16 protein-coding genes and 1 pseudogene are annotated in these 15,514 nt (G+C 72.0%); 12 read left to right on the forward strand and 5 right to left on the reverse strand.

Annotated features, from left to right (window positions below):
- Positions 1-3: 3 nt before the first annotated feature.
- Together WJM96_RS19275 and WJM96_RS19280 are read left to right on the forward strand one after the other, a co-directional pair.
- Positions 4-1,629 carry a flavin-containing monooxygenase gene (locus WJM96_RS19275; RefSeq protein WP_424814170.1) on the forward strand — a complete coding sequence of 542 codons (1,626 nt, stop codon included), beginning with the start codon at positions 4-6 and terminating at the stop codon, positions 1,627-1,629.
- Positions 1,626-2,396: an SDR family NAD(P)-dependent oxidoreductase gene (locus WJM96_RS19280; protein WP_424814171.1), complete on the forward strand. Its 771-nt coding sequence runs from the start codon at positions 1,626-1,628 to the stop codon at positions 2,394-2,396. The genes WJM96_RS19275 and WJM96_RS19280 overlap by 4 nt, the downstream gene beginning before the upstream one ends.
- A 114-nt stretch (positions 2,397-2,510) precedes the next feature.
- Here WJM96_RS19280 and WJM96_RS19285 read toward each other — a convergent pair.
- From WJM96_RS19285 to WJM96_RS19295, 3 genes and pseudogenes are all read right to left on the reverse strand, one after another.
- A pseudogene (locus WJM96_RS19285) lies at positions 2,511-2,772 on the reverse strand (DksA/TraR family C4-type zinc finger protein).
- Between the two features lie 24 nt (positions 2,773-2,796).
- Positions 2,797-3,966, reverse strand: a complete 1,170-nt coding sequence (locus tag WJM96_RS19290; RefSeq protein ID WP_424814172.1) for a pyridoxal phosphate-dependent aminotransferase — start codon at positions 3,964-3,966, stop codon at positions 2,797-2,799.
- Positions 3,963-5,435 (reverse strand): gamma-glutamyltransferase, encoded by a 1,473-nt coding sequence (locus WJM96_RS19295; protein WP_424814173.1) that lies wholly within the window; start codon positions 5,433-5,435, stop codon positions 3,963-3,965. The genes WJM96_RS19290 and WJM96_RS19295 overlap by 4 nt, the downstream gene beginning before the upstream one ends.
- 152 nt (positions 5,436-5,587) lie before the next feature.
- On the opposite strand from WJM96_RS19295, the gene WJM96_RS19300 reads away from it, so the two are divergent.
- Positions 5,588-6,316, forward strand: a complete 729-nt coding sequence (locus WJM96_RS19300; RefSeq protein WP_424814174.1) for a DsbA family protein — start codon at positions 5,588-5,590, stop codon at positions 6,314-6,316.
- Positions 6,317-6,528: 212 nt separating this feature from the next.
- Here the strand turns inward: WJM96_RS19300 and WJM96_RS19305 are convergent, their stop codons facing one another.
- Positions 6,529-7,068, reverse strand: coding sequence for a hypothetical protein (locus WJM96_RS19305; protein ID WP_424814175.1), 540 nt, complete (start codon positions 7,066-7,068; stop codon positions 6,529-6,531).
- Between the two features lie 91 nt (positions 7,069-7,159).
- Here WJM96_RS19305 and ispH point away from each other — a divergent pair, with 91 nt between their 5' ends.
- The 8 genes from ispH to WJM96_RS19345 all read left to right on the forward strand — a co-directional run bounded on the left by ispH (position 7,160) and on the right by WJM96_RS19345 (position 13,500).
- Positions 7,160-8,122, forward strand: coding sequence for a 4-hydroxy-3-methylbut-2-enyl diphosphate reductase (ispH, locus tag WJM96_RS19310; RefSeq protein WP_424814176.1), 963 nt, complete (start codon positions 7,160-7,162; stop codon positions 8,120-8,122).
- 2 nt (positions 8,123-8,124) lie between these two features.
- On the forward strand, positions 8,125-9,102 hold the full coding sequence (locus WJM96_RS19315) for a homoserine kinase (RefSeq protein ID WP_424814177.1): 978 nt from the start codon (positions 8,125-8,127) through the stop codon (positions 9,100-9,102).
- A complete protein-coding gene (gene rnhA, locus WJM96_RS19320; RefSeq protein ID WP_424814178.1) occupies positions 9,095-9,541 on the forward strand; it encodes a ribonuclease HI in 447 nt (148 codons plus the stop codon). The genes WJM96_RS19315 and rnhA overlap by 8 nt, the downstream gene beginning before the upstream one ends.
- A gap of 93 nt (positions 9,542-9,634) precedes the next feature.
- A complete protein-coding gene (locus WJM96_RS19325) occupies positions 9,635-10,255 on the forward strand; it encodes an HAD family hydrolase (RefSeq protein WP_424814179.1) in 621 nt (206 codons plus the stop codon).
- Positions 10,252-11,373 (forward strand): alanine racemase, encoded by a 1,122-nt coding sequence (locus tag WJM96_RS19330; RefSeq protein WP_424814180.1) that lies wholly within the window; start codon positions 10,252-10,254, stop codon positions 11,371-11,373. Before WJM96_RS19325 ends, WJM96_RS19330 begins: the two co-directional genes overlap by 4 nt.
- Positions 11,374-11,427: 54 nt before the next feature.
- Positions 11,428-11,763 carry a RidA family protein gene (locus WJM96_RS19335; protein WP_424814181.1) on the forward strand — a complete coding sequence of 112 codons (336 nt, stop codon included), beginning with the start codon at positions 11,428-11,430 and terminating at the stop codon, positions 11,761-11,763.
- A complete protein-coding gene (locus tag WJM96_RS19340; RefSeq protein WP_424814182.1) occupies positions 11,760-12,740 on the forward strand; it encodes a Bug family tripartite tricarboxylate transporter substrate binding protein in 981 nt (326 codons plus the stop codon). The genes WJM96_RS19335 and WJM96_RS19340 overlap by 4 nt, the downstream gene beginning before the upstream one ends.
- A 40-nt stretch (positions 12,741-12,780) precedes the next feature.
- Entirely contained in the window at positions 12,781-13,500 is a 720-nt protein-coding gene (locus WJM96_RS19345) for a GntR family transcriptional regulator (RefSeq protein WP_424814183.1), read from the forward strand.
- A gap of 150 nt (positions 13,501-13,650) precedes the next feature.
- Here the strand turns inward: WJM96_RS19345 and WJM96_RS19350 are convergent, their stop codons facing one another.
- Complete coding sequence (locus WJM96_RS19350; protein WP_424814184.1) at positions 13,651-14,547, reverse strand: LysR family transcriptional regulator; 897 nt, start codon at positions 14,545-14,547, stop codon at positions 13,651-13,653.
- 97 nt (positions 14,548-14,644) lie between these two features.
- Here WJM96_RS19350 and WJM96_RS19355 point away from each other — a divergent pair, with 97 nt between their 5' ends.
- Positions 14,645-15,508, forward strand: a complete 864-nt coding sequence (locus WJM96_RS19355) for an SDR family oxidoreductase (protein ID WP_424814185.1) — start codon at positions 14,645-14,647, stop codon at positions 15,506-15,508.
- Positions 15,509-15,514 lie beyond the last annotated feature (6 nt).

The following is a 15,514-nucleotide window of genomic DNA, read 5'->3' on the forward strand; positions in this document are numbered from 1 at the left end:
TCCATGCGGAATACGGAACACTTCGACGTCGTGGTCGTGGGCGCGGGCTTCGCCGGCCTCTATCTGCTGCACAAGCTGCGCGGGATGGGGCTTTCGGCCGTCGCGCTGGAGGCGGCGGATGGCGTGGGCGGCACCTGGTACTGGAACCGCTATCCCGGCGCGCGCTGCGACGTGGAGAGCATGCAGTACTCCTACTCCTTCGACGAGGCGCTGCAGCAGGAATGGCGCTGGTCCGAGCGTTTCGCGACGCAGCCCGAGATCCTGCGCTACGCGAACCACGTCGCCGACCGCTTCGACCTGCGGCGCGACATCCGCTTCGAAACGCGCGTCACCGGCGCCGAGTTCGACGCGGCGCGCGACCTCTGGACGGCGCGGACCGAGAAGGGCGCGAGTTTCACCGGCCGCTTCTGCGTGATGGCGACGGGCTGCCTATCCAGCGCGCGCCTGCCCGACTTCAAGGGCATGGCGAGCTTCAAGGGCCCGAGCTACCACACCGGCCACTGGCCGCATGAGGGGGTGGATTTCACCGGACTGCGCGTGGGCGTGATCGGCACCGGCTCCTCGGCGATCCAGGCGATCCCGGTCATCGCGGCGCAGGCGAAGCACGTCACCATCTTCCAGCGCACGCCCAATTTCAGCATCCCCGCGCACAACCGCCCGATGGACCCGGCCTACGAGCAATCCTGGAAAGGCGACTATCCCGCGCGCCGCCAGAAGGCGCGGGAGATGCGGACGGGCATCGACTATCCCATCAACCCCGTATCCGCGCTCGAGGTGGACGAGGCCGAGCGCGAGCGTACCTATGAGGACCGCTGGCAGGCCGGCAGCACCGCCTTCATGGCGGCCTTCGGTGACCTCATCCTGGACAAGGCGGCGAACGACACGGCGGCGGAATTCGTGCGCCGCAAGATCCGCTCCATCGTCGAGGATGCCGAGACGGCCGAGCTTCTCTGCCCGCACAACCACCCGATCGGCACCAAGCGCATCTGCGTGGACACCGGTTATTTCGAGACCTTCAACCGCGACAACGTGACGCTCGTGGATGTCCGCAAGGCGCCGATCGAGGAGATCACGCCCCAGGGCGTCCGCACCGCGGAGCGCGAGTACGAGGTCGACGCCATCGTCTTCGCCACGGGCTTCGACGCCATGACCGGCACGCTGCTGGCGATGGACATCCGGGGCCGCGACGGGCTGACGCTCGCGCGGAAATGGGAGGCGGGGCCCGTCACCTATCTCGGGCTGATGGTCGCGGGCTTCCCCAACATGTTCCTGGTGACGGGGCCCGGCAGCCCCTCGGTGCTCAGCAACATGATCGTCTCCATCGAACAGCATGTGGACTGGATCACGGCGGCCATGGGGCGTTTGCGCCAGCAGGGCGTGACGCGCATCGAGGCGACGGAGGCGGCCGAAACCGAATGGGTGCGCCACGCCAACGAGGTCGCGCACCGCACGCTCTATCCGCAGGCCAACTCCTGGTACATGGGCGTGAACGTGCCAGGGAAGCCGCAGGTCTTCATGCCCTATATCGGCGGCGTGGGCGCCTACCGGCAGATCTGCGACGAGGTGGCAGCCGAGGGCTATCGCGGCTTCGCCCTTTCCAGCCGGGCGCAGGCGGCGGCGGCGGAGTGAGCGCGGGCCTTCTCGCGGGCAAGGCCGCGCTGATCACGGGCGCGGCCTCGGGCATCGGCCGCGCCACCGCCCTCGCCTTCGCGCGCGAAGGCGCGCGCGTCGCCGTCGCGGATCTCTCGGCCGATCGCGCCGGGGAAGTCGCGGCCGGGCTGCGCGCCGGGGGCGCGGAGGCCATCGCGCTCGCCGTCGATGTCGCGGACGACGCGGCGGTGGCGCAGATGGTGCGCGCCACGGTCGCGGCGTTCGGGCAGCTCGACTGCGCCTTCAACAATGCGGGCATCGCGACAGCGGCCGTGGGCGCGGGCGGCGTGAAGATCGCCGATATCGACCCCGCCGCCTGGCGCCGCATCCTGGAGATCAACCTCGACGGCGTCTGGTACTGCCTGCGCCACGAAGTCGCGCAGATGCGCCGCCAGGGCGGCGGCGCCATCGTCAACACCGCCTCCATCGGCGGGCTGGTGGGGCTGCCGGCCTCCTCGGCCTATGGCGCGTCCAAGCATGGCGTGGTGGGGCTGACGCGGGTCGCGGCGCTGGACCATGGCGGCGAGGGCATCCGCGTGAACGCCGTCTGCCCGGGCTATGTCGAGACCCCGATGACCGTGGAGGCACTGGGCCGGCGCGGCAGCGACATCCTGCGCCGCGTGCCCCTCGCACGCCACGCGCAGCCGGAGGAGATCGCGGAGGCCGTGGTCTTCCTGTGCTCCGACCGCGCGTCCTTCGTCACGGGCGCGGCCTGGACGGTGGATGGAGGCTACACGGCCGTCTGACAACGGCTGTATTCCGCCCTCGGAGGCCAGGCGGCGGGATCCGCCGCCTTGGCTTCGCGCCGTCGGACGGCGCGCCGCCGGGGCTGGTGGTTCGGGCGCTTCGCGCTCCGAACCCTACTTCAACTGGCTGTCCTTGCTACCGCGCCGGTTGAACCCGATCTGCGGCTTGTTCCGGTCACGCTCTTCCTGGCATTCCACGCAGGTCCGCACGCCGGGAAGGGCGCGGCGGCGCGGCTCGGGGATATCCTCGCCGCATTCGACGCAGGCGAGCGTCCCCTCGCCCACGGGCATCGAGGCCCGCGCGCAGGACGGCGTCCGTCACCGTGTCGTCGATCTGATCCTGAACCGCCCCGTCCGGGGCCCATCCATTCGCCATCGGCAAGAGATGGTGATGCCGGCCTCAGCCCTCAAGCCACTTCGCGAGGCGCCCGGGCGCCTCCGCCATCGCGGCCTCGGCGCCGCAATAGCTGAAGCGCAGGAAGCGGGAGCCGCGCGTGCGGTCGAAATCCACGCCCGGCGTCGCCGCGATCCCCGCACCGTCCAGCATGCGCGCGGTGAAGCCGGTGGCGTCGTTGGTCAGGTGGCCCACGTCGCACCAGAGGTAGAAGGCGCCATCGGCGGCCGCGATCCGGGTGAAGCCCGCGCGCGGCAGCCCCTCCAGCAGCAGGGCGCGGCTGCGGGCATAGCCGGCCTTGCGCGCCTCCAGCTCCTCGCCGCAATCCATCGCGGCGGCGGCGGCGATCTGCGCCACATGCGGCGCGCTGATGAACATGTTCTGCGCCAGGCATTCCACCGGGCGGATCAGGTCCTCCGGCAACAGCAGCCAGCCGATGCGCCAGCCGGTCATGCACCAGTACTTGCTGAAGCTGTTCACCACCACCGCGCTCGGGCTGAAGGCGGCGGCCGTGCTCTCCTCCACCGTGCCCCAGGAGAGGCCGTGGTAGATCTCGTCGGAGACAAGGCGGACACCCTTCTCGTGGCACCAGCGCGCGATGGCCGCGAGCTCCTCCGGCGGCAGCATGGTGCCGGCCGGGTTGCAGGGGCTGGCGACGATCAGCCCGTCGGGCAGCGGGTCGAGCCGCTCCAGCAGGGCCAGCGTCGGCTGGAAGCGCGTCTCCTCGCCGCATTCCAGCAGCACGGGCTCCATGCCCAGCGCCGTCAGGATATTAGCGTAGGGCGGGTAGAAGGGTGCGGCCATGGCGACCCGGTCGCCCCGGTCGAAGGCGGCCAGGAAGGCCAGCGGGAAGGCACCGGAAGCCCCCACCGTCACCGCGATGCGCGCGGGCGAGACCGCGAGCCCGTAATGGTCCTGGTAATGACGCGCGATGCGCTCGCGCAGCACGGACAGGCCAAAGGCCTCGGTGTAGCCGAGCGGCGCGCCGGAACGCAGCGCGGCCTCGGCGGCGCGGATCGCGCCCTCGGGCGCGCCGGCGCCGGGCTGGCCGACCTCCATGCGGAGAATGCCCGGCGCGCCGAGCGGCAACGCCGCGGCGCGCGCATTGGCCGCCGCGATCACGTCCATGACGATGAAGGGAGGCGCCTCGGCCCCCCTCCCGGTCTTGAGCGTCACCGGTCCGTGGCGCCCAGCGCCACGCCCGCGCCGCGCGGGTCGCTCAGCGTGGTGCAGACCTGCTGCCAGCCCGGCAGGTAGCGCGGGCATTGGCCGAGCTGCACGCGGCCCGGCTCCGGCACGGAAGCCGCGGCATCCTGGGCCGAGGCGTTGCGCAGGAGCTGCGCGGCGAGCGGCGCGGCGACGGCCATCGGCGCCGCCTCCTGGCCCGAGCCCGCCACGGCCATGCGGAAGGCGCGCAGGTTGGGGCTCCAGGCGATGGCGGCGGAGAGCAGCGGCGGCTGCACGCGGCCGACGCCCGGCGCGGCGGCGCCCAGGAAGCCCATGCCCGGCATCATCCGGCCCGTGCCGAAGAGGTTGTTCATGGTGAAGGCGCAGGTCACGGCCGCGCCTGTGCGGTCGAAGACGATGAAACCGGCGCTGGCGGGCAGCAGGCCCAGGGAGCCCGCCGGCAGGTCCGTCGCGGCGAGCATCGCGGCAGCGTCGCCGCCGCGCGTGCGGATGCCCTGCGCGACCGCGAGCGAGCGCGCCATGGCCTGGTCCGGCGTCTGGCCGGCCTGCAGCGCCTGGAAGGCGGCGGCGGCGGCGAGGCCCCCATCGGCCGGCGGCGGCAGGAAGGCAATCTGGTCGCCGCCCCGGGCGCCGACGATGACCGGGCGCAGGAGCTGCGGCAGGGCCGCGCGCATCTCGGCCACCGTGATGGTGCCGGCGCCCGCATGGCCGGAGGCTTCCTCGAGCCGGCGCGCGAGCGCGCCCTGGTAGAGATCGCCCACGCCGGTCACGCGCAGCGTCGAGAGCGTGCCGCCCAGGGCCGGGTTGCGGAAGCGGTCGCCCACCGCGATCGGCCGGCCCGAGGCGTCGGCAAAGACCGCGCGCGCCTCGGCATCGGCGAAGAGCGGGCCCTGCACGGCCGCGAGATCGGTCGACAGCGCGCGGGACATGGGCACGCCGAAGCGCGCGAGCTGCTCGGCCGGCGCGACCAGCTCCTCGAAGGGGCGGCCGTTGGGCAGGCGCGTGTGCAGGGCGAAGAGGCCGCGGGCCATCATGGGCACGGCGGCGGGCCGGTCGGCGCGGGCGGGGAGGCTGGTGCGGGCACCGGGCAGGAAGACGATGGCCTCGGGCTCGCCGCGCCGGGGCTGGTAGACGAGGCAGGCGCCGCCGCCGCCGATGCCGACGCGGGAGGGCATGGTGACCGTGAGCGCGAAGCCCGCCGCCACGGCCGCGTCGGCCGCGTTGCCGCCGGCCGAGAGCACGTCGCGCGCGATGGACGCGGAGATCGGCTCCTCCGAGGCGACGCCGCCCAGGAAGCCGGCGACGTAGCCGGGCTGGCCGGCCTGGATGCTGGTGCCGAGCACGGCGTTGGAGATGCTGCCGGCCGTCTCGCAGGCGGTGAGGGCAAGGCTGGAGACCAGGAGGGCGGCCGCGGCACGCCAGGAAGGCTGGCGGACGGAATTGACGCTCTTCATCATGCGGCTGTCGCTGTGCCTCCGGTTTCCCCCGGCCCTCCGGCCGGTCGAGCGGGCTTAGACGCCTTCCGCCGACCCGGCAACCAAGATGGGGTAACCGGATAGGGGAATTGCGCCGGGTGCCGTGGCATGGTTCCTGGCGCCCAGGAGAACCGATGATGAAGCGACGCACCCTCGCGGCCCTGGCCGCCACGCTGCTGCCCGTGCCCGCGCTGGCCCAGGCGCTGAGCGCCGAGCAGCGCGCCGAGGTGCTGCAGATCCTGCGCCAGGCGCTGCGCGACGACCCGACCATCCTGCGCGAGGCGCTGGCCGGAATGGAGCAGGCCGACCAGGCCGAGCGCGCGAATGCCACCGGCCGCGCCATCGCCGCCAATGCCGAGCTGCTGTTCCGCGATGCGAACGACCCGGTGAAGGGCAATCCGCAGGGGCGGATCACGATCGTCGAGTTCTTCGACGCGCGCTGCGGCTACTGCAAGCGGCTGCACCCGACGATGGAGCAGCTGCTGGCGCGGGAGCGGGACGTGCGCGTCGTGATGAAGGACCTGCCGATCCTGGGCCCGAACTCCGTGCTCGCGACGCGCGCGCTGCTGGCCGCGCAGCGCCAGGGCCAGTACGTGCCGCTCTACGACGCCCTGATGCGGCTGCGCGAGGATGCGAACGAGGCCGTGATCCGGCGCGAGGCCGAGCGCCTGCGCCTCGACTGGGCGCGGATGCGGCGGGAGATGGAGGATGCCGCGATCACCGGGCGGATCCAGCGGAACCTGGAGCTGGCGCGCGCTCTGGACATCCAGGGCACGCCCGCGCTGGTCATCGGCAACACGCTGGTCCCGGGCGCGGTGGAACTCGACGCGCTGCAGCGGCTGACGGCCGAGCAGCGGGGCTGAAAATCTGGACTTTTGAGGGAGTTGCGGCTATGAGAATGGCCGCCAACGCCGGCATGGCGCCCGGCGCCGCGTGAACGGGTAAGATAGTAAGATAGTAAGGCGCCGCCCCGGCCGTCCGGCCCAGGGCGAGGCACCCCGCCAAGGCCGCGGATACGGCCGCCCGGCGTCTCAGGGAAAAATACAGCTAGAAGACCGGGCGTTCCGCCCTGGCTTCAGCGCGGCCCGCGGCGGCGGTTGAGCGCCAGTTCCTCGGGGGTCAGCTGGAAGCCGACCATGATCTTGTAATCCTGCGCGCGGCGCCCCTGGCCGACCGGGAAGCTGATGTCCACGGGGCGGGAGGAGACGACGCCGCGGCTGGAATTCGCGCCGAACTGGGCCGGCAGGACGAAGCTCATGCGGTTGACGACCTGATCGGTCTCGGCGTCGAGCACCGCGATGAACCAGGGAAGCTGCGCCGCGCGCGTGGTCGCGGCCGGGCCGCGATCCATCTGGAAGCGCACGGAAAGTTCGGCGTCGACGGTCGCGTCGCCGCGCCCGCGCTTGCAGCGGCCGTCCACGGCGGTGATGCGTGCATCGAGCACCAGGGCCGAAAGGTCCGGCGGGCTGCCCGGGGTATAGCGGGTGAGGTCGGCCACATCGGCCGGCAGCGTCAGGGTGGGGCAGGAAATGAGCAGGTCGTCGATGCGCTGGGGCGAGCACCCCGACAGACCCACCGCCGCCAGAACGGCTGTAACACCGAGCGCCAAACGCATGCGAACCCCCTTCTGATGCGCTCCGTCTGGCACCGATCGGCGCAAAGGGATAGTCTGCGCTGACGTATCTGGCGCTGGGATTCTGCACCGCATGGCCGAAAAGCCTCTTCTTCAAGTCTATCTGGCGGGGCCTCGGGGCTTCTGCGCTGGCGTGGACCGGGCCATCAAGATCGTCGAGGAGGCGCTGAAGCGCTACGGCTCGCCGGTCTATGTGCGGCATGAGATCGTCCATAACCGCTTCGTGGTGGAAGCTCTGGAGCGCCAGGGCGCCGTCTTCGTCGAGGAGCTGGACGAGATCCCCGACGACGGCCAGCCCGTCGTCTTCTCGGCGCACGGCGTTCCCAAGGCGATCCCGCACGAGGCCGAGCGGCGGGAGATGTTCTTCCTCGACGCCACCTGCCCGCTGGTGAGCAAGGTCCATCGCGAGGCCGAGCACCACTTCGCCCGCGACCGCCACCTGATCCTGATCGGCCATGCCCGCCACCCGGAGGTGATCGGCACCATGGGCCAGCTTCCCCCCGGCGCGGTGACGCTGGTGGAGGACGAGGAGCAGGCGCGCAGCGTGCAGCCGCCCGCCGGCCGGCCGCTGGCCTTCATCACGCAGACCACGCTTTCCGTGGACGACACCGCGGGCATCGTCGCCATCCTGCAGCAGCGCTTCCCCGACATCGCGGCACCGGCAAAGGAAGACATCTGCTACGCGACCACGAACCGCCAGGCCGCGGTGAAGGAGATCGCTCCCAAGGTCGAGATGATGATCGTGGTGGGCGCGCCCAACTCCTCCAACTCGGTGCGTCTGGTTGAGGTCGCGGGCCGGGCCAGCAGCGCAAAGGCGGTGATGGTACAGCGCGGCCGCGACCTGGATCTCGCCCTGGTGGACGGCATCCAGCGCGTCGGCATCACGGCCGGCGCCAGCGCGCCGGAAGTGCTGGTCGAGGAAGTCCTCGCCCGCCTGCGGGAGCGCTACGAACTCGCCATCGAGGAGATCGTGGTGGCGGAGGAGAAGATCATCTTCAAGCTGCCCGCCGCCCTGGCCCAGCCCGCCGCGGTGTAGTCTTGGCCGTCTATACCGAAGTCACCGACGAGGCGCTGCGCGCGTTCCTCGCCGGATACCCCTTGGGCGAACTCCTGGCCTTCCGCGGCATCGCGGAAGGGGTGGAGAATTCGAACTACGCGCTGAAGACCACGAAGGGCGACTTCGTCCTGACGCTCTACGAACGCCGCGTGGACCCGGCGGAACTGCCCTGGTTCCTCGGCCTCATGCGCCACCTCGTCGCGCGCGGGATCTCCGCGCCGCAGCCGGTGGCGGGGCATGACGGCGAGGCGCTGCGCGAGCTCGCGGGCCGGCCGGCGGCGATCTGCACCTTCCTGCCCGGGGTCTGGCCCCGCCGCATCCGGCCCGAGCATTGCGGCCCGCTGGGCGATGCGCTGGCCGCGCTTCATGTCGCGGGCGAGGGCTTCGGCGCGCGCCGCCCGAACGGCCTCGGCCCCGGCGCCTGGGCGCCGCTGCTCGACGCCTGCCGCGCCGATGGCGAGGGGGTGCAGCCGGGGCTGATTGCGGAGCTCGACAGGGCGCTGGCGGGCATCATCGCGCAATGGCCGGCGGCCGGCGCGCTGCCGGAGGGGCAGATCCACGCGGATCTCTTCCCCGACAACGTCTTCTTCCTGGAGGAGGGCGGCGCGCCGCATGTCTCCGGGCTGATCGACTTCTACTTCGCCTGCACGGATCTCCTCGCCTACGATGTCGCGGTCTGCCTCAACGCCTGGTGCTTCGAGCCTGATCGCAGCTTCAACGTGACCAAGGCGCGCGCCCTCCTGCGCGCCTATTCGGCGCGGCGGCCGCTCAGCGGGGCGGAGCGCGCCGCGCTGCCGGTGCTCTGCCGGGGGGCAGCGATCCGCTTCCTGCTGACGCGCCTCTACGACTGGGTGAACACGCCAAAGGACGCGATGGTGACGCGCAAGGACCCGCTGGAATACCTGCACAAGCTCCGCTTCTTCATGCTGGCCTCGGGGCCGGAGGCGCTCGGTGGCTGAGGTTCCGGATTTCGTCGAGGTTTTCACGGATGGCGGCTGCAAGCCCAATCCGGGCCCGGGCGGCTGGGCCGCGATCCTGCGCTTCGGCTCGACCGAGAAGGAAATCTCGGGCGCCGAGCCGGCGACGACCAACAACCGCATGGAGCTGACGGCCGCCTGCGCCGCGCTGGAGGCGCTGAAGCGCCCCTGCCGCGTGAAGCTGCACACGGACAGCGAGTACGTCCGCAACGGCATGGAGCGCTGGGTCAAGGGTTGGGTCCGCAACAACTGGCGAAATGCCCAGCGGGAGCCGGTGAAGAACTACGAGCTATGGCAGCGCCTGCTGGCCGCGGCCAAGCCGCATGAGGTGGAATGGCTCTGGGTGCGCGGGCATTCCGGGCATCCGGAGAACGAGCGAGTGGATGTGCTCGCGACGCGGGCGCGCGAGGCCTTACGCTAAGGTTCAGCCCGACGAAGGATCATGACGGCCTCGCGGCAGGGCCAGGGGTTAATCCGCGCTTGTGTTTTTACATGCAAAATGTAAAAACCAGTCATGCCTCAGCCCAAAGCCATCGTCTTCGACCTTCTCACCGCCGTCCTGGACAGCTGGTCCGTCTGGGACGCGGCCGCCGGCAGCCAGGAGGATGGGCGCCGCTGGCGGGCCCGCTACCTCGAGCTGACTTATGGATGCGGCGCCTACCGCCCCTACGAAACGCTGGTCGCCGAGGCGGCGCGCGACGCGGGCCTCCCGGCCTCGGCCCCGGCGGCGCTCCACGCTGGGTGGGACACTCTTCAGCCTTGGCCTGAGGTCCCCACGGTCCTGCGGGGACTGAAGGCGCGAGGCCTTCGCCTCGGCGTCGCCACGAACTGCTCCGTCGAGCTCGGGCGCCGCGCCGCGGCGCGCTGCGGCGCTCCGTTCGATGCGGTCGTCACCTCCGAGGAGGCTGGCTTCTACAAGCCCCGGCCCGAACCCTACCGCGCCGTGCTCGCAGCGCTGGGGGTGGAGCCCGCGGAGGCCCTCTTCGTCGCGGGCAGCAGCGCCGATGTTCCTGGCGCGGCCGGGGTCGGCATGGCCGTGGTCTGGCACAACCGCGTCGGCCTGGCCGCGCGGCCCGGCCCTGCCCCGCTCCGGGAGGCGCGGACCCTCGACGCGGCGCTGGACGGCCTGGCGTGACCGCGACGCCGCGCCTTCTGCTCGACCGCCCACGGCTGGAGCGTAACGCCGCCCGGTTGCGCGCCCGTTGCGCGGAACTCGGCATCGCCTTCCGCCCGCACCTCAAGACCGCCAAATGCGCCGAGGTGGCACGCATCGGCCACGAGGGAAGGACAGGACCCGTCACGGTCTCCACCCTGCGGGAGGCGGAGTTCCTGGCCGAGGACGGGTTCACGGATTTCCTCCTGGCGACGGCGGTGACGCCCGATCGCCTGCCGCGCGTGGCAGCGCTCCAGGAGCGGGGCGCGCGGATCACCGTCGTCGCGGACGACCCGGCCATGATCCGCCTCCTCGGGGAGGCCGCGTCCCGGCCGCTGGACCTTCTGCTGGAGGTGGATTGCGGCGAGCACCGCTCCGGAACCGACCCTGACGGGGCCGCTCTCCTCGCCGCCGCCGAGGCAGCCTCACGTCACCCTTTCCTGCGCCTCCAGGGCGTGCTGACCCATGCCGGGCACTCGTACGGCACGGGCGATCCGGCTCGCCTCGCCGAAATCGCGGAGGCGGAGCGGGTTGCGGCCGTGCACGCGGCAGGGCGGCTCCGCGTGCGCGGCCACGACTGCGCCGTCATCTCCATCGGCTCCACGCCCACCCTTCTCTACGCCCGCCACCTGGAAGGCGTCACGGAGGTGCGGGCGGGCGTGTCGCTCTTCTGGGACCTGGCGCAGCTGTCGCGCGGCATGTGCGGTTGGGACGACCTCGCCCTCTCGGTGGAGGCTTCCGTCATCGGGCACCAGCGCACCTTTCCCGGCGCCGCCGGGGCGCTGGTGCTGGACGCCGGCGCGCTCGCGATGAGCAAGGACACCGGCGCCAACGCCTTCATGCCCGAGGCCCGCTTCGGGATCCTGGCGGACGCGGCCACGGGCGAGCGCCTGCCGCTCTCGGTCGCGGTGCTGCACCAGGAGCACGGCACCGTGCCGGTGCCGGACGCGCTCTGGTTCGGCCGGCTTCCGCTCGGCTCCCGGGTTCGCGTGCTGCCGAACCACGCCTGCCTGACCGCCGCCGGCGGTCATGGCGGCTACGACGTGCACCTGGGCGACGGAATACCGGCGGCGCGCTGGATGCGCTGCGACGGCTGGTGAGCATGCAGGCGATCCCTGCCCCGGACCTGCCGTCACCGGCCGGCCACTACGCCCATGCGGTACGCGCTGGAGGCTTGCTCTTCGTCTCCGGCCTGCTGGGCGTTCGGCCGGAGGAGCCAGGGGATCGGCTGCTCGGCGCTGGCGCCAGGCCGCCGGCGTGCTCGGCCGCCTGGACCGGGTACTGGCCGCGGCGGGGCTGGAGGTCCGCCATGTGGCCCGCTTGGCGTCTACATCACCGACGTCGCGCATTGGCCGGAAGTGGATGCCGCCTGCGCCGCGCATTTCGGCCCTCACCGTCCCGCCCGGACGATCCTGACCTGCCCCAGCCTGCATCACGACTCCCTCGTCGAGATCGACGCCATCGCCGCCTTCCCGGAGCCCGCCCCATGACCCTCAGCCGCCGCGGCCTGCTTGCCTCTCCACTGGCCCTGCCTGCTCTGGCACGGGCCCAATCCCCCTATCCCAGCCGCCCCATCCGGCTCGTCGTCCCCTTCGCCCCGGGTGGACCTTCGGACACGCTCGCCCGAACCTTCGCCGAGCGCCTCTCGGCCATCCTCGGCCAGCCCATGCCGGTCGAGAACCGCTCCGGCGCCGGTAGCACGGTGGGCAGCGACGCTGTCGCGAAGGCGGCGCCGGACGGCTACTCGCTCCTGTTCAACAATATCAGCCAGGCGACCAACCCCGCCTTCTTCGTCCGCCTGCCTTTCGACCCCCTGAAGGACTTCGCCCCGGTCGGCCTGCTGGCCGAGAGCCCGGTGGTGCTGCTCGGCGCGCCGAACCTGCCCGCCGACGATCTGCGTTCCTTCCTCGCCCTCGTGCGCGACAATCCCGGCCGTTACGACTACGGCAGCGCCGGGAACGGCACGGCGGCCCATCTGGCCGTCGCCAAGCTCCTGGGTTCCGCTGGACTCTCCATGAACCACATCCCCTACCGAGGCGTGGCGCCCGCCACGAACGACCTGATGGCCGGGAGCATCGCCCTGGTCGGGGACACAGCCACGACCGGCCTGGGCCAGGCGCGCGGCGGAACGCTCAAGGGCCTGGCAGTCACCTCCGCGCGCCGCCTGCCCCAGGCCCCGGAGATTCCGACGGTGGCCGAAAGCGGCTTTCCGGGCCTGGCCGACTACACGATGACTTCCTGGAACGTGCTGCTCGCCCCGGCACGCACGCCGGACCCCTTGGTCGCGCGGCTGAACGTGGCCGTGCGGCAGGCCAAGGCGGACCCCGCGTTCCGGGCGCGGCTGGAGATGCTCGGCAACACGCCGATGGACGATGCGCCGCCCGATGCCATCCTCGGCTTCCTGGCAGCCGAGCAGGCGCGCTGGGGCGAGGTGCTGCGGGCGGCGGGCATCCGGCCGGACGGGTAGGCCGCTTGCCGGACGCCGTGGCGTGCCCGACATAAGGCGGATGACGACCCGCTCCAGGATCACGGACGATCCGCTTCCTTCCATCGGTCCCGCGCGGGTGGTCGACGAAACGGTCGCTGCCCTGCGGCAGGCGATCCTCTCTGGCGATCTGAAGCCCGGCCAGAAGCTTTCCGTTCCCGCCCTCGCCCTCCGCATGGGGATCTCCCGCTCGCCGGTGCGGGAGGCCGTCCTGGCCCTGACCGCCGAGGGCCTGGCCGTGGAGAGCCCGCGCCGCGGCGTCGTCGTCACCGCGCTCGGCCCGAAGGAGACGGATGCCATCCATGAGGCGCGAGGCCCTCTGGAAGGCTTCGCGGCGCGCCTCGCGGCCGAACGGGGCCCCTCCGACCTCGGCGGGCGGCTGGATGCCATACTGGCCGAGCAGGCCAAGGCGGTGGCGGCGGGCGACGAGGACGCCTACTTCCGCACGAATGCCGCCTTCCACAGCGCGATCGCGGCGGCCTGCGACAACGCCGAGATCCACCGCATCCTCGTCTCGCTGGAGGGGCGGATGGCGCTGGCGCTCCGGCACGTCGCCGCCCGGCCGGGGCACCGGGAAAGCGGCGTCGAGGAGCACCGCCGGGTCGTCGCCGCCATCAAGGCCCGCGACGGAAGCAGCGCGGAAGCGGCCATGCGCGCGCACCTCGCGGCTACCCGCCGAAGGGTGGCGAACACGCCGTCGGCAGAAGGCGCATCGACGGAAGAGGCGAGCGCAGCCGAGTAGGGCGGAAAGCGTCCCTGGCCGACGATCGCCGCCGAGCGGGGGGCCGATCCATACTTCCGGTCTTTCCGCGGGTGTGGCCGTTCCTGAGGCCGGCCGGCTTTTGCCAAGGGTCTCCTGTAGTCCTCCGCCGCGACTTAGCTGCGCGGCACCTTATGGGCCATCCGACAGGGCCGCCGCCGCCCAGTCCAGCATGGCGCCCACGGCCGCGGGACGGTAGCGATTAGGCGTGGTCAGCGCGAAGATCCGGTCCGGCAGGCCGCGCAGGGCATGGCCCGGTAGCACCTCCACCAACGCGCCGCTGCCCAGCGCGTCGGCGACCGCATAGTCCGGCAGCGCGCCGAAGCCGGTGCCGGCCAGGAGCGCGGCGAGGAGGAAGTTGAAATCCTCCGACGCGATGCGCGGCACCAGGCCCAGGGTCTCTGCCGGCTCCGCCCCGCGCGCGAGCGTCAGCGCGTAGCGCCGGCCATCCGTCGGCGGCGGCGCGATCAGGTCATGCGCGAGGAGGTCGGCCGGCGCCGCGATCGCGCGTCCCGCGAGGTAGGCCGGAGCCGCGACCAGGCGCCACCGCACCTGGCCCAGCCGCCGCGCCACGTAGTCCGCGGGCGGCTCGGCAATCACGCGGATCGCGATGTCGATCTGCGCGCCCACCAGGTCCGGCACGCGGTTGCTGAAAGCCACGCGCAGCGTCACCTGCGGATGCGCCTTGGCGAAGCCCAGCATCGCCGGTCCGAGCAACATCCGCCCCAGGCCGGTCGGGAGGCTGACACGCAGATTGCCGCGCAGCGTACTGCCGAGGCCTTCCACCGAGGCGCGCGCGGCTTCGGCCTCGCGCAGCATGTTCTGCGCGTGCTCCAGGAAGACCTGCCCGGCGGAAGTAAGCTCCAGCCGGCGCGTCGTGCGGCGCAGAAGCTGCGTGCCCAGCCCGCGCTCCAGCTGCTGCAGTCCCCGGCTGACCGCCGAGCGGGACATGGCGAGCCGGCGCGCGGCCTCGGCGAGACCCTGAGCCTCCACGATCTCGGCGAAGAGCCGGACGAGGTTGAGGTCCATTGTCCCGAGCATAGCAACATAATGTCGCTGATCTGGCGGATTGTCGAATGCATCGCCCGAATGCAGGCTGGCCGCAATCGATCAACGGGAAGCGTCCATGTTCCAGAGCGACCTCTTCAAGGGGCAGCACGTCCTTGTCACCGGCGGCGGCACCGGGCTGGGGCGCGCCATGGCCGAGCGGCTGCTTTCGCTCGGCGCCACCGTGGAGATCTGGGGGCGCCGAGCGCAGGTGCTGGAGCAGGCAGCCGCGGGGATGGGCGAGCGCTGCTTCTGGCGCGAAGTGGACATCCGCGACGCCGAGGCCATCGAGGCCGCCGTTGAGGCCAGCTGGCAGGCGGGCCGCCCCTACACGCGCCTCGTCAACAACGCGGCCGGCAACTTCATCAGCCGCACGGAGGACCTTTCGCACCGCGCCTTCCGCGCCATCGCGGAGATCGTCTTCCACGGGACGTTCCAGGTGACGAACGCGGTCGGCAAGCGATGGATCGCGGAGAAGACCGGCGGCGCCGTGCTCTCCATCGTGGTGACCTGGGTCTGGACCGGATCGCCCTTCGTGGTGCCCTCCGCCATGTCCAAGGCAGGCGTGGATGCGATGACCAAGTCGCTCGCCGTGGAATGGGGGCGCTACGGCATCCGGCTGAACGGCATCGCGCCCGGCGTCATCCCGACCGAGGGCGCGAGCTCCCGCCTGCGGCCCGGCGATACGCAGCATAGCGAGCCCGCCCAGCGCAACCCGATGGGCCGCGTCGGCCAGCTCTCGGAGATCGGCGATCTCGCGGCCTTCCTCCTGGCGCCACAGACCGGCTGGATCAACGGCCAGACCGTGGCGCTGGACGGCGGCGACTGGCTGGCCAACGGTGCCTACTTCACCGACTACCTGCGTTGGAGCGACGAGGATTGGAAGGCTGCACGCGAGCGCATCCGCGCCCGCGACGCCTCCGACCGCGCGCAACGAAGCTGAGGAAAC

Origin of the sequence: Roseococcus sp. YIM B11640 (assembly GCF_049727625.1) — a bacterium.
Lineage (GTDB): Bacteria > Pseudomonadota > Alphaproteobacteria > Acetobacterales > Acetobacteraceae > Roseococcus.

Bases quoted from the DNA above. Each gene is read 5' to 3' on its own strand.
- WJM96_RS19275 (WP_424814170.1), top strand. From the start codon at position 4: ATGCGGAATACGGAACACTTCGACGTCGTGGTCGTGGGCGCGGGCTTC.
- WJM96_RS19295 (WP_424814173.1), bottom strand. From the start codon at position 5,435: ATGATGAAGAGCGTCAATTCCGTCCGCCAGCCTTCCTGGCGTGCCGCG.
- WJM96_RS19300 (WP_424814174.1), top strand. From the start codon at position 5,588: ATGATGAAGCGACGCACCCTCGCGGCCCTGGCCGCCACGCTGCTGCCC.
- WJM96_RS19305 (WP_424814175.1), bottom strand. From the start codon at position 7,068: ATGCGTTTGGCGCTCGGTGTTACAGCCGTTCTGGCGGCGGTGGGTCTG.
- ispH (WP_424814176.1), top strand. From the start codon at position 7,160: ATGGCCGAAAAGCCTCTTCTTCAAGTCTATCTGGCGGGGCCTCGGGGC.
- WJM96_RS19325 (WP_424814179.1), top strand. From the start codon at position 9,635: ATGCCTCAGCCCAAAGCCATCGTCTTCGACCTTCTCACCGCCGTCCTG.
- WJM96_RS19335 (WP_424814181.1), top strand. From the start codon at position 11,428: ATGCGGTACGCGCTGGAGGCTTGCTCTTCGTCTCCGGCCTGCTGGGCG.
- WJM96_RS19340 (WP_424814182.1), top strand. From the start codon at position 11,760: ATGACCCTCAGCCGCCGCGGCCTGCTTGCCTCTCCACTGGCCCTGCCT.
- WJM96_RS19345 (WP_424814183.1), top strand. From the start codon at position 12,781: ATGACGACCCGCTCCAGGATCACGGACGATCCGCTTCCTTCCATCGGT.
- WJM96_RS19350 (WP_424814184.1), bottom strand. From the start codon at position 14,547: ATGGACCTCAACCTCGTCCGGCTCTTCGCCGAGATCGTGGAGGCTCAG.
- WJM96_RS19355 (WP_424814185.1), top strand. From the start codon at position 14,645: ATGTTCCAGAGCGACCTCTTCAAGGGGCAGCACGTCCTTGTCACCGGC.